22 protein-coding genes, 2 pseudogenes and 1 riboswitch are annotated in these 20,405 nt (G+C 44.6%); of the genes and pseudogenes, 6 read left to right on the plus strand and 18 right to left on the minus strand.

Going from position 1 to position 20,405, the window contains the following annotated elements; genetic code table 11:
- The first annotated feature begins 182 nt into the window (after positions 1–182).
- Entirely contained in the window at positions 183–1,157 is a 975-nt protein-coding gene (gene bsh, locus DWX26_RS00990) for a choloylglycine hydrolase (protein WP_055219508.1), read from the plus strand.
- A gap of 60 nt (positions 1,158–1,217) precedes the next feature.
- Here the strand turns inward: bsh and DWX26_RS00995 are convergent, their stop codons facing one another.
- Positions 1,218–1,397, minus strand: a complete 180-nt coding sequence (locus tag DWX26_RS00995) for a hypothetical protein (RefSeq protein ID WP_055219510.1) — start codon at positions 1,395–1,397, stop codon at positions 1,218–1,220.
- Positions 1,398–1,794: 397 nt separating this feature from the next.
- Between DWX26_RS00995 and DWX26_RS01005 the strand changes: the two genes are divergently transcribed.
- On the plus strand, positions 1,795–2,745 hold the full coding sequence (locus tag DWX26_RS01005; RefSeq protein ID WP_118600573.1) for a tRNA dihydrouridine synthase: 951 nt from the start codon (positions 1,795–1,797) through the stop codon (positions 2,743–2,745).
- 128 nt (positions 2,746–2,873) lie between these two features.
- Here DWX26_RS01005 and DWX26_RS01010 read toward each other — a convergent pair whose 3' ends face one another.
- The 6 genes from DWX26_RS01010 to DWX26_RS01030 form a co-directional block, all read right to left on the minus strand.
- The gene (locus DWX26_RS01010) at positions 2,874–3,116 is read right to left on the minus strand and encodes a hypothetical protein (protein WP_117814475.1); all 243 of its coding nucleotides are present in this window, start codon (positions 3,114–3,116) and stop codon (positions 2,874–2,876) included.
- A gap of 15 nt (positions 3,117–3,131) precedes the next feature.
- Positions 3,132–3,347 (minus strand): metal-sensing transcriptional repressor, encoded by a 216-nt coding sequence (locus DWX26_RS01015; protein ID WP_242998571.1) that lies wholly within the window; start codon positions 3,345–3,347, stop codon positions 3,132–3,134.
- Between the two features lie 86 nt (positions 3,348–3,433).
- Entirely contained in the window at positions 3,434–4,210 is a 777-nt protein-coding gene (locus DWX26_RS01020; RefSeq protein WP_022461464.1) for a GTP pyrophosphokinase, read from the minus strand.
- Positions 4,211–4,292: 82 nt separating this feature from the next.
- Positions 4,293–4,994 (minus strand): response regulator, encoded by a 702-nt coding sequence (locus tag DWX26_RS01025; RefSeq protein ID WP_022461465.1) that lies wholly within the window; start codon positions 4,992–4,994, stop codon positions 4,293–4,295.
- Complete coding sequence (locus tag DWX26_RS17025; protein WP_243030456.1) at positions 4,987–5,220, minus strand: sensor histidine kinase; 234 nt, start codon at positions 5,218–5,220, stop codon at positions 4,987–4,989. Before DWX26_RS17025 ends, DWX26_RS01025 begins: the two co-directional genes overlap by 8 nt.
- Complete coding sequence (locus tag DWX26_RS01030) at positions 5,168–6,163, minus strand: DUF4118 domain-containing protein (protein ID WP_055265279.1); 996 nt, start codon at positions 6,161–6,163, stop codon at positions 5,168–5,170. The genes DWX26_RS17025 and DWX26_RS01030 overlap by 53 nt, the downstream gene beginning before the upstream one ends.
- A 209-nt stretch (positions 6,164–6,372) precedes the next feature.
- Here DWX26_RS01030 and DWX26_RS01035 point away from each other — a divergent pair, with 209 nt between their 5' ends.
- A complete protein-coding gene (locus tag DWX26_RS01035; protein WP_227093614.1) occupies positions 6,373–7,122 on the plus strand; it encodes a transposase in 750 nt (249 codons plus the stop codon).
- Positions 7,123–7,157: 35 nt separating this feature from the next.
- Positions 7,158–7,835: a GGDEF domain-containing protein gene (locus tag DWX26_RS01040; protein ID WP_242998566.1), complete on the plus strand. Its 678-nt coding sequence runs from the start codon at positions 7,158–7,160 to the stop codon at positions 7,833–7,835.
- Between the two features lie 63 nt (positions 7,836–7,898).
- Here the strand turns inward: DWX26_RS01040 and DWX26_RS01045 are convergent, their stop codons facing one another.
- From DWX26_RS01045 to DWX26_RS01075, 7 genes and pseudogenes are all read right to left on the minus strand, one after another.
- Entirely contained in the window at positions 7,899–9,074 is a 1,176-nt protein-coding gene (locus tag DWX26_RS01045) for a glycosyltransferase (RefSeq protein ID WP_117814473.1), read from the minus strand.
- 31 nt (positions 9,075–9,105) lie between these two features.
- The gene (locus DWX26_RS01050; RefSeq protein ID WP_022461471.1) at positions 9,106–9,951 is read right to left on the minus strand and encodes a LicD family protein; all 846 of its coding nucleotides are present in this window, start codon (positions 9,949–9,951) and stop codon (positions 9,106–9,108) included.
- Positions 9,952–9,978: 27 nt separating this feature from the next.
- Positions 9,979–10,335, minus strand: coding sequence for a response regulator (locus tag DWX26_RS01055; protein ID WP_118600575.1), 357 nt, complete (start codon positions 10,333–10,335; stop codon positions 9,979–9,981).
- Positions 10,317–10,601, minus strand: a complete 285-nt coding sequence (locus DWX26_RS01060; RefSeq protein ID WP_055265269.1) for a hypothetical protein — start codon at positions 10,599–10,601, stop codon at positions 10,317–10,319. Before DWX26_RS01060 ends, DWX26_RS01055 begins: the two co-directional genes overlap by 19 nt.
- Before the next feature lie 26 nt (positions 10,602–10,627).
- Positions 10,628–11,355 (minus strand): annotated as a pseudogene (gene rhuM / locus DWX26_RS01065) (RhuM family protein); the annotation flags it as partial.
- A gap of 303 nt (positions 11,356–11,658) precedes the next feature.
- A pseudogene (locus tag DWX26_RS01070) lies at positions 11,659–11,775 on the minus strand (transposase); the annotation flags it as partial.
- Positions 11,776–11,808: 33 nt separating this feature from the next.
- Positions 11,809–12,408, minus strand: a complete 600-nt coding sequence (locus tag DWX26_RS01075) for a YczE/YyaS/YitT family protein (protein ID WP_022461476.1) — start codon at positions 12,406–12,408, stop codon at positions 11,809–11,811.
- Between the two features lie 267 nt (positions 12,409–12,675).
- Between DWX26_RS01075 and DWX26_RS01080 the strand changes: the two genes are divergently transcribed.
- Positions 12,676–13,197, plus strand: coding sequence for a transposase (locus DWX26_RS01080; RefSeq protein WP_243030458.1), 522 nt, complete (start codon positions 12,676–12,678; stop codon positions 13,195–13,197).
- Here the strand turns inward: DWX26_RS01080 and DWX26_RS01085 are convergent.
- The 3 genes from DWX26_RS01085 to DWX26_RS01095 form a co-directional block, all read right to left on the minus strand.
- A complete protein-coding gene (locus tag DWX26_RS01085) occupies positions 13,186–13,446 on the minus strand; it encodes a sensor histidine kinase (RefSeq protein ID WP_055219527.1) in 261 nt (86 codons plus the stop codon). The two genes, DWX26_RS01080 and DWX26_RS01085, sit on opposite strands and share 12 nt — an antisense overlap.
- Before the next feature lie 216 nt (positions 13,447–13,662).
- Positions 13,663–16,611, minus strand: coding sequence for a hybrid sensor histidine kinase/response regulator (locus tag DWX26_RS01090; protein WP_118600577.1), 2,949 nt, complete (start codon positions 16,609–16,611; stop codon positions 13,663–13,665).
- A 5-nt stretch (positions 16,612–16,616) separates the two neighbouring features.
- Positions 16,617–18,467, minus strand: coding sequence for an ABC transporter substrate-binding protein (locus tag DWX26_RS01095; RefSeq protein ID WP_055265263.1), 1,851 nt, complete (start codon positions 18,465–18,467; stop codon positions 16,617–16,619).
- An 87-nt stretch (positions 18,468–18,554) separates the two neighbouring features.
- Positions 18,555–18,630: riboswitch (cyclic di-GMP riboswitch) on the minus strand.
- Between the two features lie 311 nt (positions 18,631–18,941).
- Between DWX26_RS01095 and DWX26_RS01100 the strand changes: the two genes are divergently transcribed.
- A complete protein-coding gene (locus DWX26_RS01100) occupies positions 18,942–19,127 on the plus strand; it encodes a hypothetical protein (RefSeq protein WP_118600579.1) in 186 nt (61 codons plus the stop codon).
- A gap of 173 nt (positions 19,128–19,300) precedes the next feature.
- Here the strand turns inward: DWX26_RS01100 and DWX26_RS01105 are convergent.
- Positions 19,301–20,405 (minus strand): recombinase family protein (locus DWX26_RS01105; RefSeq protein WP_199676789.1); only part of this gene is annotated, 1,105 nt, incomplete at its 5' end.

Genomic DNA, 20,405 nt, shown 5'->3' on the forward strand with positions numbered 1-20,405 from the left:
AAACACCCATAGCAAACCCTGCAAAAGCAGGGTTTTGTCTCCACTCTGAAGGATCCTGCCTGACAGGATCCTTTTTTATACTTTTTTATACTTTTTTCATATTTTTCTCCTGTTCGTTCCTCCGCTTCTGTGCTATGATACCTTACAGCAATGACAACCCGTCCATCGAAAGGAGTTTTTCTATGTGTACAGCAGCAACCTATCAAACACGCGACTTTTATATGGGTCGCACACTCGATTATGAATTTTCCTATGGCGACCAGATCACCGTTACACCTCGCAATTATCCGTTTTCCTTTCTTCATATGCCGTCCCTTTCCCATCACTATGCAATGATCGGCATGGCGTGTGTGATGGATGATTACCCGCTCTATTATGAGGCGTTCAATGAAAAGGGGCTTGGTATCGCCGGCCTTAATTTTGTAGGAAATGCCGTTTATTTCGATCCGAAACCGGAGAAAGACAATATCGCGCAGTTCGAGCTGATCCCGTGGATTCTCGGTACATGTGCTTCGCTTGCGGAAGCAAAAGAATCCCTCTCCCGTATCAATCTCATCAGCACACCTTTTAAAAAGAATCTTCCGCTCGCACAGCTTCACTGGATCATCGCAGATGCATCGGGTGCCATCACCGTGGAATCCACGGCGGACGGTCTGCATGTCTACGACAATCCGGTCGGCGTTCTGACAAACAATCCGCCGTTTCCAATGCAGATGTTCTCACTGAACAATTACCTGCATCTGTCACCGAAACAGCCGGCCAACACGTTTTCCAACCAGCTCGATCTTTCTACGTACAGCCGTGGCATGGGCGGTCTTGGACTGCCGGGCGACCTCTCGTCTGCTTCCCGCTTTGCACGCGTGGCGTTTGTAAAGCAGAACTCGATCTCGGGAAACAGCGAAACGGAGAGTGTCAGCCAGTTTTTCCATATTTTAAATTCTGTTGACCAGCAGAGAGGATGCTGCGAGGTGGCGGACGGAAAGTATGAGATCACGCTCTATACTTCCTGCTGCAATGCGACGCAGGGAATTTACTATTATACGACGTATGACAATCATCAGATTTCTGCGGTTGATATGCACCGCGAGAATCTTGATGGCGAAACGCTTCGCTGCTTTGCGCCGGTGACGGGCGAGCAGATTCATATGCAGAATTAGAAAAATCCGGTACAGAAATCTTTGAGGACCCCTCAAAAAAGATTCTGTATCGGATTTTTTCTACATCTCATCACACATTGTAAAACAGACGTCGCACCGGCTTCTGGTGCGGCATTTTTCAAAATACAGCTCCTCGAGCGGAATCCATTTCTTCTGAAATTCCACCGCCTTTTCACTCCCGTTCCGCTTTTCAATTCTCTGGATCTGCTCGATCGGATCGATCGTGAGGAAGACCTTCATATCGTAGTATGCTTCCAGCCGTTCATGGCAGGAGCATTTTTCCAACTGCCGGGATCTGGCCGATGAAGAACGGCAGGATCAGGCCGATCGCAAAGAGCATGCCGGAAAGGGTTACTTTTTTTACTTTTTCCATCTTGAAATTCCTCCCTTATGTTTCCTTCTGGAATCAGTGTATCATTCAAGTACACTTTAAAGTCAAGACCTTTTCTGCATTTTTCTCTATTTTTCCCACTATTTTAGTATATTTTGTATTTTCCGTGCTTCTCGGTGTCTGACTGCACTTTCTGTAGGAACTTTTTCTGTCGTTTTCCATGGTTTTGTGGTACACTTTTGGATATTGGGAAATGCAGTCATTTTCTGCAGTTCCCTGACTATTTTTCGAAAGGATTTTATCATCATGCAGTTTTATCTCGCCCCGATGGAAGGGCTGACCGGGTATGTGTACCGGAATGCTTACCACAAATATTTTCCGGCGGCGGACCGTTATTTCACGCCGTTTATTACAAATAAAAAAATGAGTTCCCGCGAACGGAACGATATTCTCCCGGAGCACAACGAAGGAATGACGGTGATTCCGCAGATTCTCACTAATCAGGCGGAGGATTTTCTGTTCCTGACAAAGGAACTGAGGGAGTACGGTTACGATACCGTCAATCTGAACCTCGGATGCCCGTCCGGCACGGTTGTCGCCAAGCGGCGCGGCTCCGGGCTGCTCGCGTGGCCGAATACGCTCGACGCGTTTCTCGATGAGATTTTTTCGTCGTGCGACTGCCGCATCTCGATCAAAACGCGGCTTGGCACAACGGATACCGACGAGTGGGAGGATCTGCTTACGGTTTACGACAAATATCCGCTCGAGGAACTGATCATTCATCCGCGGATTCAGAAAGATTTCTATAAATTTACGCCGCGCATGGAGTGCTACCGGACAGCGTATGAGACGAGCCGCTGCTCGCTCTGCTACAACGGTGACATTTTCTCACCCGATGATTTTCAGAATCTCTGCCGTGAGTTTCCGGACACGGAGAAAGTGATGCTCGGACGCGGGGTACTGCAGAATCCGTGGCTGATTGGGATGCTGCGCAGTGCAGATCCGGCAGGCGGCGAAGCCTCTGCTCCCGATAAAGAGCTGCTGCACGCGTTCTGTGAGGATCTCTGCGCCGGTTATGCGTGTGTGATTTCCGGGGATAAAAATGTGCTGTTCAAATTAAAAGCACTTTGGATTTATCTTGGAATGTCGTTTACCAATCCGCAGAAATATCTGAAAAAGATCAAAAAGGCGAACCGGCTTGCCGAGTATGAAGAGGCGGTCGACGCACTGTTCCGGGAACAGGAGCTGATTCTTTAATTTCGAAGTCCATTAGTATCTTTTGGAAACCATGTCACTTTCAGGTACGCACTTGTCTTTTCTGCAAAATCCGGTACGATAGAAACAGGATACAACGACTTATTTCTATTTTGTTTTTGGGAGGATTTTTACCATAATCGATTTACACAAGGAAGACGAAAAGCTTTTTGCTCTTGTCGGCGCATGCCAGCGTGATGTCCTTCTTCGTTCCTCCCCAACTCGAGAAACTCCTCTAACTTTTTCACACTATTTCCTCCTTGTATACCTATAGGGGTATTGGTTGTCAAGAGGAGTTTTTCAAAATCAGAAAAACAAAAAGAACTTCTGACGAAGCATCTTTTTTCTGCTCCTGCCGGAAGTTCTCTTTTCATCTTATCTTCTTATTTTTATTTCATATTTGCAAACCGTTCCACAGCCTTCGTAAACTGTACAATCGTCTGATCCGCATCTCCGTGCTCGATGCCGTCGCGCACGCAGTGCTGGATATGGCCCTCGAGGACAACTTGTCCTACTTTATGAAGTGCCGATTTTACCGCATTGATCTGCGCCAGTATATCCTCGCACGGCACGTCCTCATCCACCATACGTTCGATCGCCTGCACCTAACCGATGATCTTTTTCAGGTGACGGTGAAGATTATCTGCATCCATACACTGTTTCATTTTGCATCCTCCTTGTTTCAAATCCGTCATCGCATCGGCAGCGTTACAAAGGTGCAGTGGTCTTCCTCTTCTGCTTCCTCTGCAATCAGATTCCGGATATTCTGCATACGGTTGTCCAGCTCCGCGCTCTGTCTTGCGCAGTCGTAGAGTTCATCCTGCAGATATTTGACATGATTTTCGGGAATATTTTTCTTGTAGCGCATCTTATGCTCCAGACTCGCCCAGAAATCCATCGCGATCGTACGGAACTGTACTTCCACGTAGACCAGTTTCTTTGTATCCTGTAAAAAGATCGGCACCTGAACGATCAGATGAAGACTGCGGTAGCCGCTCTCCTTCGGATGCTGAATATAGTCCTTCCGCTCAATCAGCGTAATGTCATCCTGTTTCAGAAAACTGTCTGCCAGCTTATAAATATCGCTTGGAAAAGAACAGATCACACGCACACCGGCGATATCGCGGATATTTTCCTCGATAGACTCCAGTGTGACCGGGATGTCTTTCACGCGGATTTTCCGCATAATGCTCTCATACGATTTGACCCTTGTTTTGATTCCTTCAATCGGGTTCTGGTCATAGGAAAGCGAGTATTCCTGATTCAGCACCCGGAACTTTGTCTCGATTTCCATAATGGCGCACTGATAATACGACATCAGAAGCTCGAACGGCTTTTTGTTCTTCTGCATCATCTGAATAAACTCGTCCGATAAAAGATTCTGCTTTACAAACTCATCCCGTTTTGTCTCGATCAGATTTTTTCCCTGTTTTCTAATTTCCTCCAGTACTTCGAGGTTTTTCATCATCCGTTTTTTCGTCCTCCCAAAACTGCGTTCTCTGTCCTTTATGCTATCATTTTAGGCCTGTAAAGTCAAATTTTTTCTTCTTTTACTCTACCTTCAGCATCCGGTAGCCAACCCCGATATGCGTCTGGATATACTGCGTCTGCTCTCCGTTCTTTTCCAGCTTTTTCCGAAGCGTCGCCATGAAAACACGGAGGGAAGCGATATCGTTCTCCCAGCTGCTTCCCCAGATTTTCTGTGTAATAAACGTATGCGTCAGCACCTTCCCTGCATTCTGCGACAGCAGGCAGAGCAGCTTGTATTCGATTGGTGTCAGATGAAGTTCCTCTCCGTCAAGATATGCGCACCCCGCTGCGTACTCGATCCGCAGTGCGCCGTTTTCAAAGACAGCCGACTGGACTCCATTTTCTGCCTGCATCTGGGACAGACGGCGCTGTGTGACTCGAAGGCGGGCCAGCAGTTCCTCCACAGAAAACGGTTTCGTCAGATAATCATCCGCTCCTGCGTCCAATGCCTCGATTTTATCGCTGTCCTCACTTCTTGCACTGATTACGATAATCGGCATATTCGACCAGCTTCGAATCTTTTCAATCACCTCTACGCCATCAATATCCGGCAGGCCAAGGTCGAGCAGAACAATGTCGGGATTATGTGTGGATGCCTCCATAATGGCACCCGCACCGTTCTTTGCAGAAATATACTTATAATCGTGTGTTTTTAACGTCGTAGTAATCAGGTTGTGAACCGGCGTATCATCTTCCACAACCAGAATTAATGTCTTATTCATTCAAATTCACCTCACTGAGCGGCAGGTTAATCCGAAAGCAGCAGCCCTGTGGACCGTAGTCATAAAGTGCTATCTCCCCGCCGTGCGCATTTACAATCGAACGGCAGAGTGCCAGTCCAAGGCCAAGGCTTCTGCGGCTGTCGCTTACTTTATTTTTCCCGGAATAGAACATCTCAAACACATGCTCTCTGGACTCTTTTGGAATCCCGGGGCCGTTGTCCTCCACCGCGATCCAGACATTTTTCTCCTCTTTTCCGGCTGTCGAGAACCCACTGAATGATTTCCTGTTCCCTTAGGTCAAAGATTTTTTCCGTCTTTCCTCCTGTCTGCGCGCTGTAAAGTGTTCCGCGGACAATTCTGCTCTCCTGTGCCCCTGCCGGTGCGGCCGTCAGATCCCTTCCCAGCAGTTTTACAAGCTTTGTCGCTGTAATATCAAAAATCTCCGACGCATCCTCTGCCTTCTGCAGAAGCTGGCTGGTATTGAAAAGAATTTTCGTCCGGAACGCATCCCGCGCAGACAGCTTTGCATTCTCTTTTAATTTTGATGCAAGCGTACCTGTCAGAATGGAAATGCCCAGCATGATGGCAAAGGTCACCGGATAACCGGAACCGTACGCGTACAGTGTCAGACGCGGTTCTGTCAGGAAGTAGTTAAACAGCACTACACTGATCACAGAACTGATTACGCTGCAGGTATAACCGCTGGTCAGAATGGACGTCATCATAACGCCGACCAGATATATGGTAATGATATTGGAATCCGGAATGATATGGATTTCCAAATCCGGCACCAGATCGGTCAGCCGTTCGGTCCATCCCCTTCTCTTTCGAAAAAATCCCTGATCCATCATGCTTTTTCCAATGACAATCCGCGTTACTTCGGAAATTCTCGCATATTCTGCAATCTGCAGGGCAATGTCCTCGCTGTGCGTCGTTACAATCTCCGCCCCGCTCTGTTCTGCCAGGCGGATATGCTTCTGCAGCCTTGCCTGATCCTCCGGCGTTTTCTCTGCCGGTTCCGCGGTCTGCACATACAGTGCTGTAAAATTAGCACCAAATGCCCGGGCCATCTGTGCCGCAGTCCGGATAATTTTTTCATTGGACGGCGAAAATGACAGACAGACCAGAATATGTTCTTTTCTCTCTGTTTTCTGTTTTTCTTTTTCCAAATGCTTCACCTCGCTTCCAATTGTAGACATAAACAATCAAAAAGGACACCTTTTATTGTATAATTATGTTACCCCACAAACATACGAAAGAAGGTGTCCTTAATGAAAAATTAGCATTGAAGAAACTGCTAACTTATATGAAAAGTGTATACAAAATTCCACAAAAAATCAAGGGTTTATCCGATGAAAGAAAAAGAAAACCCATCCCGTTGTTTAATATCGTTATGCCAGTGCTGATTTTCCTGATGCTTCAGTATGAAAGTTTTCATACCATTTTTTCAGCGCCGGAAAGCATGGAGAAACGACCGAAAAACTGTATCCGTGGAAAAATCCCAAAAGTTGATGCAGTCAGGGATCTTCTTTCCCGGATTGATCCAAAAGAAATCGAGGAAATTCACGCGCAGACGATTGATGTTCTGAAACGCAACCGCGTATTTCGGGAAGGAACCATAGGCGGATATGTTGCGGCAGGTATTGATGGGGTGGAATTATTCAGCAGTACAAAAAAGTCCTGTCCAGACTGCCTGAGCCGGAAGAACGGGACGGGGAAGACAGAATACTTTCATCGAAGTGTGGTATGTATGACGGTAGGAAAATCGCCGCATGTGATCTTTGGGCAGGAAATGCTGAAACCCAGAGATGGTTCAGAAAAAGATGAAGGGGAACTGACAGGAGCGAAAAGGCTCATCCGGCGTTTAAAGAAAAGGCATGGTCATTTCGCAGATGTGATTGTGGCGGATGCACTGTACCTGAATGCCCCGTTTATCAATACTTTGAAGGAATGCGGTTTAGAAACGGTAATCCGTCTGAAAGATGAAAGAAGGCTTCTGTTTCAGGATGCGGAAAGCATGTTTCAGCGGGACAAGGGGAGAAAAAGGAGCTTCAGGAAGGGAAAAAAGAGTATTGAAGTCTGGGATCTTTCCGGATTTGAGATAGACCTTACCTGGACGATATCTTAAGCGTACTGAAATACGAGGACGGCCACTACGATCTCGTGAGTCTTTCCGACAAGGATTATCAGAAAAAACTGGATGTCCAGATTGCCTACTGGGATAAACTGAAAAATGAAATTCAGAAGGTCAGATCCGGAGAAAACGGAACGGCGGATCTGGTAGACATGAGCGAGACGTATTTCCAGATGGCAGATGAAACGGTTGCCGCAGTCAAAGTTTCCCATGCCAACCGCCAGCTGGAACAGAAAGCCTACATCGACCTTCACACGGGACTGCCGAACAAGAGCAAGTGCGAAGAGCTGTTCCACAATGTGGAATTCATCAAAACTCCTACCGCCTGTATCGTCTTTGACATGAACAACCTGAAACGCGTCAACGACAGCCTCGGCCACTCCATCGGCGACCAGCTGATTCTGAACTTTGCCCGGCTGCTGCGAAACTCGATTCCCGCGAAGCATTTCGTAGGAAGATACGGCGGCGATGAATTTATGGCGGTCATCTATGATGCAACCCGCGAAAGCATCACAGAAATCCTCACAGAGTTTCAGAACGAAGTCGAACAGTTCAACGGCTACGGAACCCAGTTCCGCATCAGCTATTCCCACGGCTTGGCACTTTCCACCGATTACAACGAATGTACGCTCCGCACGCTGTTTGACAAAGCAGATAAATATATGTATGAAAACAAGCAGCAGAGCAAGCAGGGACGCCAGAACTAAAGAAACGCCGGAACCGGAAATATCTTATCGCCGGTTCTGGCGTTTTTTCTTGCTGTTTCTCTTTTATTTTTTTGCAAACGCTTCTATCTGCGCATATCCCGCTGAAAAATCAATGGGTTCCTCCCGCAGCTTCTTTCTGACCGCATCGCGTCCTTCCTGATCTGCCAGCACTTTCTGGATTTTATCGGCAAACTGCATCACATCCAGCGGACAGAGATATCCGTTTTCCCCATCCCGGATCTGCTCGCGCATGGACGGAATATCGGAAGCGATGATGACCTTCTGCAGGCTTCTCGCCTCTACAATCGTAATCGGATAGCCTTCGTGACGGGACGGCTGGAGATACAGGTCGCAGGATTTTACGTACGGCGCAGGATTTTCGCGCATTCCGAGAAAAATAATTTCCTGCTCCACCTGATATTCCTTTGCCATGGTCCGCAGCTTGTTCAGATCTCTTCCATCACCGATGATGAACCATTTGAAGCAAAGTCCCCGTTTTTTCAGTTCCGCCGTAATCTGCACCGCAATATCATATCCTTTTTCTTCCGAAGCTCTTCCCACCGTCAGAAATTTCAGCTCTCCTGTGTACTGCGGATCGCTAAGGGGCTCCTCACTCCGTCTCTGCACCTGTTTGATGTCAATGAAATTCAGCAGAACCTCTGTCCGGTCCGCGAGTTCTGGAAAACGGGCAATGACCTGTTTCCGGACAGGCTCGGAAACGCAGTAAATTTTATCATACTCCGGAATAAAGTCCCTGGTCCGGAACAGCCACCAGAGATTTTCTCCGTGGAACCAGACCGCTTTCTTCCGCGCATTCGTCTTTCTGGCTCCGAATGCGGTTGTGAACGCACCGAATCCGAAAAAGTCGAAAACAAGATCGTATTGTTTTGTTTCCGGCTCCACACACTCCAGAATCCGTTCATACAGTTTTCCATACCGTTTCTTTCCATACACGACGCGCATCAGAAATACGCCCATTCCTCTGGCATAGAAAGACCGTTCTGCCGGTGTCTCCCGTTTTCCCACAATCCGTTCCAAAGCCGGATGCGGCTTTTTGTCCCAGATCATCTGGCGCACTTCCACTTCCTTCGGAATCCGCTCCAGCAGAACGCCTCTTTTTTCGACCAGAAGAAGCGTTACATCTTCTTTTTTCTCCACCAGTTTCTGCAGCAGCGCTGCCATGGCCACTTCCGTTCCGCCCATGTCCATGGTACGTCCCAGCACCAGTATTTTACTCATTGCTTACCTCTCATCTGCTTTTTTCTCTGTTCTAACGCCAGTAGGCATCTCCCACATGCGCAGGATGACGCTGATCCTCCGGCGGAAGCTGATGGTAATCGCCGTACAGGGTGTGAAGATACGTCTCGTATCCCGCCGGGGCATTGATCAGATGGCCTTCAAACGGAAGGCGCACGATCTCTTCGATCGCTGTTTTGGGAATCGCGTCCGACTTGCGGTAACCGCCGCACTGGCAGGCCACCCACTTTGAGTCCTCCGCGCGGTACTTTCTGCACTCTTTTTCCATCTCGCGCAGAATCCGCTCTTTTCCATAACATTTCCGGATCGCCCATTTGCACCATTTTGCGAAGCTTCCTTTGTTTCCTTTTAAGGTCTGGCGGTAGGTGCGGAATGCATTCATCCGCTGGCTTTCCAGAAACAGCAGCTTTTTCCAGTGACGGTCGTACTCCGGTGTATCTTTTTCCGGCAGTCCGTCAAACGGGAAAATGTCGACGAAAAGACCGGTATCCACAGCTCCTGCCACGTGCTCAACAAGACTCGTTCCGGTGTGTACCAGCTTTCCGTATGCCAGTGTGAAACCCTTTGTATTATGAAAATTCATGACGCGGTACGGTGTATCCGTTTCGCTGTTTACAATCTGTTCCAGTTTTTCATAATCCGCTCTCGGCATCCAGACATCCACATCATCATCCCACGGAATGAACCCCTGATGCCGGATCAGCCCGAGCAGCGTTCCATCTGCTGCAAAATAGATCAGGTGATGTTTCCGGCAGACTTCATCCAGATACAGTAATATTCCAAGCGCAATCTCCTGTTTTTCTTTTAATTCTGTAATTTTACGCATAACGGCATTGCCTTTCTGTTTTGTTTTTCCCATCCATTATAAACACTCTGCCGGATTTTTTCAATTTAAAGTTCCTGCCGCTCCGGCGCCCGTCTGAAGATTCCGCACTGTTTTTATCAGTACCTTCATATCCACCGGTTTTACTATGTGTGCGTTCATGCCCGCTTTGAAGGCATTCTGCACATCTTCTGAAAATGCGTTGGCTGTCATCGCAAGAATCGGGATTTTCTTTGCCAGCGGGTGGCTGCTGTTCCGGAATTCTTTGCTCATACCGATTCCATTATCCGCTACCCGCAGGCACATCTGCGCATAATGATCCGATGTCGGCACCAGCATCAGCATCGACCAGTCGTATCCGTCCAGCTTCTTTAAAACCATGTAATACGTATTTTCTTCGATCACAACATCCGTACACATAATGGTCTTTTTTTCTGTTCTTTGACCAGACTGTCATCCAGCGTACCGGATGAAACTTCTTTTACGTTCTTCAGATATTCTTTTGCTGCATCAAGACCGACGATTCCGGTATCCTGCTGATTCAGCTCGTCTTCCATTCCTTTTAAGAAACCACAGATCACAACGGTGTACTCTTTTTCGTCCTCCAGATCGGTTCCATCTTTGGTCAGAAGCACATATGGATAAGGATATCCGTTTCCATTGAGATCACAGCCTTCTTTTGCCATTTCTTTGATCTTTGCACCCGTCAGGGTTGATGTCTGCAGCGTTCCATTGCCAAATCCAAATAAGCAGATACAATACGCTCCAATGAACGCATTTCCTTATCTGTTAGATAATTCTTCGCAATGCTGACATCACTTTTTACAATCTTGCCCTCCGGAGCTGCAGCCCATGTAGTTAATCCCATGTGTGGCTTATCTGCATCGGCTCGCTCGTAAATCAACTCCGCTGCTGTATGTCCGTGAACTGCATAGTGCATCTTGTTCTGCACTTTTGCAAAAAATTGCTTTGTTGTTTTCGCTGTTCGGTCATAATCAAGAGCTGTAGCATAGATATCTGTTATCTTCTGATAAAATCTACGCTCAGAGAGACGGATTTCTCGAATCTGCTCAAGCAAATGGTCGAAATATTCTACTGTGAGCACAGAGCCACCATTTTTCAGGCGTTCATCATCCATGACTCAACCTTTGATGGCGTAGTCCTTCACGATGCCATTGGCCCACTTACGAAACTGTACTGCTCGCTCATTATTAACCTTGAATCCAACCGCAATAATCATTTGAAGATTATATTGCTATGTTCATTTATCGTTGGCAAACCAACGTCATACAATGTGGCCATCATCCTCTGTGTCAGCCATATATTCCCATCCTCATAGCGCATCTCAATACTATCCTGCTGACCACCAACAGAGGCAACATAGGTCAGGTATTCTGCTGCACTGGAACGGATAGTTACTTCATCTTTTTTCTTTTTCAAATAGAAGGCCTCCTTCTTCGATAAATCACTCAATGCTGCTGCAGGGTCAAATGCAAGATTGATATACTGCTGTTCTAATTTCTGTTTCCATGTAGGTATGTCTGTCATGCGGATATCCTTAGTAACATTGAAAACAAAGTTTTTAATTGTGCTGTAATCTACAGAGCGGTAATTGAGACTGTTTCAAGTTTTGTGTAAACAGAAAAAACTGATATAAGATATGTCATTAGTTATCGAGGACGGAGCCCGTTTTGGGGACTCTGTCCTTGTTTGTATTATAATGCAATTTCCAGGCATGTCAAGCAGGCTGTCATCCGATGGAAATACAGTTTTTGATTTTGTGACTTTTCGGAGCTGGCGGTTAAATCCTTCGATGGTGTTGGTCGTATAGATCAGGCGTCGGACTGCTTCTGGATACTCCCGCCGGTGACGATTTTCACCAAATCCACATCTTTATTTTTTTAATAACTTTTTAGTTTTTGATGCTGTAAACTGAATAATCGGTCCTGAGATAATGATCGTTACGATTGTACATATGCCAAACTTTCCCCCCAGCAAAACTCCGGTAAGTACCATAACAATATCCAGTATCATCCGCACTGCTTTTACCTGCCAGCCGTTCTTTTCCGCAAGAGAAAAGGTTAATGCCTCGTAAGAACCACGTCCCAGTGAAGCTGCCGCATAAACTCCTGTTCCGACTGCAAAAAGCATGACTCCCAGCAACATAATCAGTGCATTCACCCACAAATGCGTACTGTACACATGTGCATTTGCAAACAAATCAACACAGAGGCTATACACAAGCTGATAAATAATCGTACCAATATGTATCTGTGATCTGTCATAGAAAAATGAGAATACGATCATAATTATGGCTACAATCAGAGATGCCATGCCTATACTTATATGAAATGTCCTTGAAATCCCCTGCCACAAAACAGCAAGGGTTGCCCCTCCAAATCCCGCATACAATGCAAGGGTAATGCCATATGCTGCTATGATCGAACCAATCACAATGATTATTATTTTTTTCGTCCATTCTGTTTTACTCATTGTTATAGCCTCCTTTTATTTTTATTTGAATTCTTACTACGCATTTTATCTTTATACTATAAATGAGCAAGTTCGTGATTTTGCATAAAAGAAAGACACCTTGAATTCGATTGTGTTGTATAATGAAAGTGACCAAACCAACATTTACAGCATTCACGAAAGAAGGTGTCTCCTGCAAATACTATACATCATTCAGCATTCATATACAACCAGTTTAAAAAATTAGATTTATGCAAATCGTATTCTAATCGAATGATCAATCATCTTATGAGTATCCTGATTATCATCTTTCTTTCTGGATACCATGGAAAAACCACGGATTTTGCCAAAAACAGTTCCTGCCATAGAACTACAATTGCCCATTTCCTCAACTCTGGAAAGTGGGATGAATCGTTGCTTTCAGATACATTAAAACGGCCTGTCATTGAGATTATTTATTCAGAAGCAGCCCTCACCGGAAAACCTGTTTTCTGTATTGTTGACGATACGATAGCTGCAAAGACAAAGCCTTCGTCACGGGCTCTGCATCCGATTGAAGATGCGTATTTTCATCAATCTCATTTGAAAGGCAAACAGGACTATGGGCATCAGGCAGTTTCGGTTATGCTTTCCTGTAACGGCATTGTTTTGAATTATGCTTTTGTGCTGTATAACAAGGCAATTTCTAAAATCGACATTGTCAGCGAATTGGCTGCCGAATTATCCGTGACACATAAAAACTTTGATCTTGTGACAGTTAAAGGCAGAAACTCTTCCTTAACCCCGACCATGAGCACACTACCCGCCTGACTGAATTTTATGGCATTGTCCATAATATTCGACAGAATCCTTCAAATCTCCGCTCTGTAGTTTATTCATACCCAGCACATCATTTACCAGAGACACCAGATATTTCAGGGATTCCATTACCTTTTCTCTGATCTTCTGCTGCATCTGTGGATCATCTGCGTACTGATTTCCCATATTTACCATACCGATAATACCATTCAGTGGTGTACGGATATCATGACTCATCGTTGCCAGAAACCTTGTTTTCATTTCGGCTTCCCGCTTTGCTGCTTCCGCAGCAAAGTTAAGATCCTCTTCACGTCTCTTGGAATCGCTGATACTACGGACCGTACATAAAACATGGATTACATTTCCAGACTCATCCCTTTTTTACAGTAAAAATTTTTCCATGCACCTGGAAGGCTCCTGATTGCCTGATTTCCATTTCCCTCTTCTACCTTGTGGGTTTTATGATGTTCCAGGCACCTAATCCAGATTCTTTTGTAACGTATCGATCAATTCTTCAATAATTATTGGCTTGGATAAGAATCCATCCATACCGCATTCCAGAACTTTCTTTCTGTCCTCATCAAAAGCATTAGCAGTCATGGCAAGAATGGTAATTCCCGACAGTGCCGGATCAGTAAGCGCACGGATCTGCTTGGTAGCCTCATATCCATTCATTACAGGCATCTGCACATCCATCAGTACCAGATCATAATCCCCTGGTATTGAATTTTTAATTTTCTCCACTGCCTCTGCTCCATTTTCTGCTGTATCAACCAGGAATCCATATTCTTTCAGAATTTCCACTGCAATTTCACTGTTCAGTTCATTATCTTCCACAAGAAGTATACGCCTGCCTCTGAAATCTAAATCTGCTGCCGGAAGAATCTTATCCTCTGCCTGGGCCTGTTTCTGACCGATGGCAGCCATCAGAGTCTCTCTGATATCTGACATAAACAGAGGTTTCGCGCAGAATGCAGTCACTCCTGCAGTTCTGGCTTCTGTTTCGATATCTGACCAGTCGTATGCCGTCAGAATAATGATCGGCGTATTGTCATCAAGACTGCGGATCTGACGTGTAACTTCAATTCCATTCATATCCGGCAGACGCCAATCAATGATATAAGCATGAAATGCATCCCCCAGCTCCATTGACTGTCGTGCACGGAGAACAGCCTCTTTACCCGAGACTGTCCATTCCGAACGCATTCCAACCTTTACAAGCATCTTTGTTACACTGTCACAGGTGTTAAAGTCATCGTCTACAACCAATGCCTTAAGACCCTCTAGTTCCGAAATCTTCTCTATGCGATGATGCTCAGGCTGAGTCCGAAATGGCAGACGGACTATAAACTCGGTGCCTTTGTCCTGCTCTGTCTGAACCTCAATAGTACCGCCCATCATATCCACGATGTTCTTGGTAATGGCCATTCCAAGTCCCGTACCCTGAGTCCTGCTGACTGTAGAAGTCCGCTCCCGCTCAAAAGGAGAAAAGATCTTCTGTACAAATTCCTGACTCATTCCAATTCCGTTATCCTTTACCCGAAATTCATACAGTTCGCTGCCTTTTACTTTTCCCGGGTACTGTCTGAGACGGACAGAAACGGTTCCGCCTGCCGGAGTAAACTTAACCGCATTTGACAAAAGATTCAGCAGTATCTGGTTCAGCCGCAGTTTGTCACAATAGACATCCTCATTCGTAACATCCATGGCATCCATATAAAGCTCCAGCTGCTTCGCATGAATCTGTCCACTGATGATCGTCTTCAGATCATGAAGCACATCCGACAGACAGACTTCTGTTTCTTCCAGATGGATCTTTCCGCTCTCAATCCGGCTCATATCCAATATATCATTGATCAGTGAAAGCAGATGCTTACTGGAAGAAAGAATTTTGCCCAAATAATCCTGAACCCTTTTTTTGTCATCAATATTACTTGCAGCCAATGTTGTAAATCCAATAATCGCATTCATTGGTGTCCGGATATCATGAGACATATTGGAAAGAAAAATACTCTTCGCCCTATTTGCAGTCTCTGCCGCATGGACTGCCTCAGAAAGAGCCTGGTTCATTTTCCGGTCAGAGGTACGGTCTGACATAACCAGAATATATTTCTTTTCCCCGTTTACCTCACTTCCCATTGCAATATTATGAAACCAGCGCCTTTCCCCTGTCTTCCGATGTATAAATTCACAATCCCACTCCTGCTGTTCATGAACCGGAATTTCTTTCAGATGATTCTTCTGCGAGTCTTCAGAATCTGCAGGGTGCAGTTTTCTTAAAACACGAATATCCTTGCGAATCTGTTCTACTGTAATACCCAGCAGTTTTTCCGCATTAGGGCTGACGTAATCCGTCTGATATGTTTGGGCATCCAGCATCAGGAAAACGTCATCCACATTCATTGAAAGCTTTTGAAACAGCTCATCACGGTACCGGATCTCCACATCCTTTCTTCTGAGATTTTTCCTGTTTTTCTGGATAATAAGACTGATAAAAAAGGCAGCAATGCAAAGTACAACAGCTCCAACAAGAAGCATCGTGGTAAACTGCAGATTGTTCATACTGGCATTGACAATATCAGCCTGGACAAGTCCCAGAAACATCCAGTCCTGAATATCCGATTTTTCATAGACCAGATAATAATTTCTTCCATCCAGATTCAGCAACATCGCATCAGTACGTCCCGCTTTAAACTTCTCCAAAAGGACATTGATCTCTTTTTCAGACATATCAGAATACCTACTCAGAAAACCGAAGAAATTATACACGTTCCCCCATAACTCGGAAGAATGATCAATCACAACACGACCATCCGGATGAATAATAAAACTCTGGGCATTTCCATCAAAAGCAGAAATATCCAGTACATCTACGATATCAGAATTTTCATAAGCAATGGCAATCGCATCATATTCAAATCCCTGATAAATTCCATGCGCCTTAGGTGTGGCAAAAACAAGCAGCTGGGATTTTCCGGGAACTGCTGCATTCGCTATCACATCATTTCCCTGCCGGATATCCTCTTCAATATTTTCCTGTAATCCAAGATACCCGGTTTCACCTGTCGCCATCTTGTAGTCACCGTCAGATGATAGAAAAAAGAATTCCAAAAAGCCTGCATCTTCCTGCGCTTTCTTTATATAATCACGGATCTCGTCTTCACCGGAAATATTCTGCAGATTCTCGCCCCAAATATGGAGGTAAGTCAGGTTCTTATTTGTCAGTTCTCTCAGCATCTGATCAGACTGATGAAGAACTTCCGTCAGATGAGAAACACTTTCCTCGTAAATAGATTTCGACATAAACTTATAATATCGGAAAACAGCCAGAACAACTCCTATAAAGAGAAGAAGAAAAGCAACTATTCTTAATCCTTTTTTCCTGACAGGTTTCTTTCTATTTCTATTATAATTCTTAACATCCATTTTTCTCACCTCAGGGTTATGTAATCTTCAGGTTCTGCAAGAACGGCATTACCACCTGAAACATATGCTGTCCAGGTATCTTTCACAGATGTAGCTCCTCCATCAAATATCATATTTTCATCTACAGGATAAGTTTCCATATGCTGCGGTGTGGCAAGACAGGTCACCGTGAAAGTATCCTCATCCCGAACTGCCTTTCCATCCTTTGTAACTTTACTTAATGTATAGCCATCTTCCGTTTCATTAATTTCCACAGAAATACCACTAACCACTGGCAAAGAGCCACGGTTAAACGGAATAAATCCTCCCTCATAGCCTTCTACAAAGTTTTTGATTATTTCTTTCAGCTCGGCCCCACTCATCTTGCTGCTGTAAGCCGCCAGACCATTTGGCATGATCATGTCACCTGCCATTTTTTCTGTGTAACCGGCTTTCAGCACATTTCCCGTAAAGCTGTTTCCGGTTGCGATCAGCACATCTGACCCATAGATGCCACGTAGCGTGTTTGCCATAACAGAATATGCTGCATTTCCTCCACTGCTGTGGAAACGGTTGGAATACGACTTCTGTGAATCCAGCACGATATCCTCAGAAGCAGTTTCTTCCTCAAGAAGCTGAGAATTAAATGACTGGTATGCCTGCCCTGCATCGTATTCTCCTGAGATCATTTTGGAAACCACATCCTTGGAAACAGAGAAAAAGTCACTTGACGCAATACGGATATACATATGGTTTTCTTCGATCACAGGTTTTATATCTTTCAGATATTCCGTAAGCTGCATATCCACCTCCTGACTGTAGCTTAACAGATCCTGTCCATCACTAATGATCCTGTTCTGCGCATCCTCTGAAAACATTGTATCCAGTACCTCCATTGCTTTCTTTCTGCGTGTTTCATCCTTTGTCAGATCATGGTTTAAGGCCACCTGGAAATATGGCGTAGTCATAATCCACTTTTCACCGTTCTCCTGAAAGAATGGAAGAAATGTTGTGTTAATGCCCTGATCCTGGAACATTTTTACACCGAAAGAACTGCCAAAGTACATGGCAAGCTTGCCACTTTTGTACATCTCAACAACATCATCATAATTCATATTCAAATCTTCCTGACTAAGCCCTGTATCCTGAATAAACTGTTCCATACGTTCAAAAGCCTCTGGCCAGACGGTATCGTCCAGACCTTCTCTCTTTGTATTTTCCGAGTCACTGTAGACCGTCCGCCACTTGCGTCCTTCCACAGAAGACAACTCTGATATAGACAGACCCTGCAGTGTTTCCATACAGGTATAATCATAAGAATAGTCTGCCGTAAATCCACGAACACCCACTTTGTCAAATGCCTGGCAGGCGGAAACAAAACTCTCGTAATCTGTTGGCAACGGGATATCATATTTTTCAAAAAGGTCTTTGTTCACTACAAAACCATGGGCATCTGCACACACAGGAAGCCAGTTTACGCTTCCATCCTCGTTCCTGAAATTGCTGAGGTAGGTATCATAGACAGCACCTGCCGCATTGGTTGTGGAAAGATCCATCAGACTGTCTTTCAGGGGACTTGCATCATGCAGGGAAAATCTGCAGCAGGTTATAATATCCGGCAATCCACCGTTTTCATCAAGGAACTTGTAGAAATCCAAATCATTATTCCCTACAACAAACTCGACATTGATATCCGGAAGCTGTTCCTGGATATATGGTGCATATTTTTCATACAGGTTTGTGCTCCATAAATATACTGTGATTGTTTCTGCATCTTCTTTTTCCGCACTCTTCCCGCCACAGCCTGACAGAAGCGATACGGCTGTCACCATCACTAAAAATACAGACAAAACCTTGCTCCATTTTTTCTTTTTCATTACAAGTTCTCCTAATAGAATTGTTATAGTCACGTCTATGAAATAACACCGTAAAAAAGCACTGCCAAACAGACAGTGCACCTCATTTCATGCAACTGGCTGCCATTTTACAGGCCCTGTAGCTTTGCGTCCCAGACTTTCATCTGGTTTGCCGATCGTCCTTTTTAAGCTTTTAAACTTATGCAAAAAACTGATTTTATTATACTATGGCACTCTACTGTACACAAGAAAAACATTACCATTTTAATCTTCAAAAGCAAAAAAAGAACAGCCGATACATATACTCGAACTGTTCTTCTACTTCCGAAGTCCACGCAGCATTGCTTTTAGTAGAAATCTATCACAATCATAAACGAGTTCCTCTTCAAGAACTTTACGAAAGGGCCATGGCAAAAGCTAAATGCCGCTCTGCTTGATTTTTCTGCCTGTCTGTATCATACTGAACTTATTAACAGACAGGGAGGAATTTAAACCATGGATGCAAAGCTTATAGAGGAACTCAGACAAAAATACAGCAAGAATCCTCCAGAGGGAATGACATCCAATCTGATCAAAAACATGACAGACTCTGACCTTTTGGATATGCACTATTTTCTTACCGAGGATGATGACCTCGATGACGATGAATTTGAAGAAGGTTTTTACATCGACTTCTTTTAATCTATCGTCTGTTTTCTATGCCCGCTTTTGTGCGGGCTCTTTTTATCAAGAGTTCGACGAATGTCGAACTTTCCTATTATATAAAAAGAAAAAGCCGCTGACACGTTATCTTCTAACGCATCAACAGCTTCTGTCTTGCTTTGTTTCAGTGTATTATTCGGTTTTGCAAAGGTTTATTTGCTTTCAGCATTCTCCCTGATACGGTAATAATCATCCATATCAATGCCTATTTTTACCTTGGCATCTGGTTTTCGTTTGCCCAAAAGGCACACAGTCTCAACGGTACTTTCGTTGTCCCAACAAAGTTCCTGTATTTCCCTGTCTCCAAAATACACCGGAAAACGGAACTTTATGTGCTTCAGGAATCTGCCATCTGGCTGCTCCTGCTCGTAAATGTCCACCTGTTCTACAAAGCTATTAAGAAATTCTTTTTTCTCCAGGTCGGTGAACTTATCATATAGTTTATCAAAATATAAAAGAAATTGATAGACGTTTTCTTCTGATATTTTCTGTTGCCGGATATTCAGCAGGCGATTCTTAACTTCTTCTATACTATTCTCCACGCCTTCAATTTCATCATATAGACGATATAAGCGTGTCTCCATATCCTGATATTTCTTTTCATAAAATTTATCCATGATATCCAGACTATCCATCTGCTGTCCAAGTCTTGCTTTTGCTCCGGTCAGTTGCCTGTGCTGTTTTTCCAGTCTTTCAATCTCTTTTTCTATTTCTTCTGTATCTATTCTTGAACCGATTTTATTCAGAATTGCTTCTTCAAATTTCGGATTCTTCACCAGCTTCCGAATAACTTCTTCCACTGCATTGTTAATCTTCTCCTCGCTCCATTGTTTACGATATCCACATTTATGACCATCTACCAGGCGACGATGTTTGCAGGCATAATAGAAATAATCCTTATATAAGGTTCCGTCTTTCTTTTTCTTTCGGTTCACGTTTCCATACATACCACTTCCACATAATGGGCATCTCAATATTCCGGATAAAATATGCTCATGATCGAAACTATGTGTCTTTTCATATTTCACACCTGTTTTTTCCCGTTTTTGATGTGCCAGCTCCCAGTCTGTTTCTGAAACAATCCCTTCATGGATACCATCGTGCAGCATATAATTTTCCTGCTTTACAATGCGGTATTCATTTCTTGTACCAGAAACTTTCTCGTTTTTCCTTCGTCCATAAGCCAGCTTTCCACAGTATACCGGATTATCCAGAACGCCCTTTATAAATGAAGCGGCAAATGCGTCCAGTGTATTA

This window comes from Blautia sp. AF19-1 (assembly GCF_003479155.1).
Classification (GTDB): domain Bacteria; phylum Bacillota; class Clostridia; order Lachnospirales; family Lachnospiraceae; genus Fusicatenibacter; species Fusicatenibacter saccharivorans.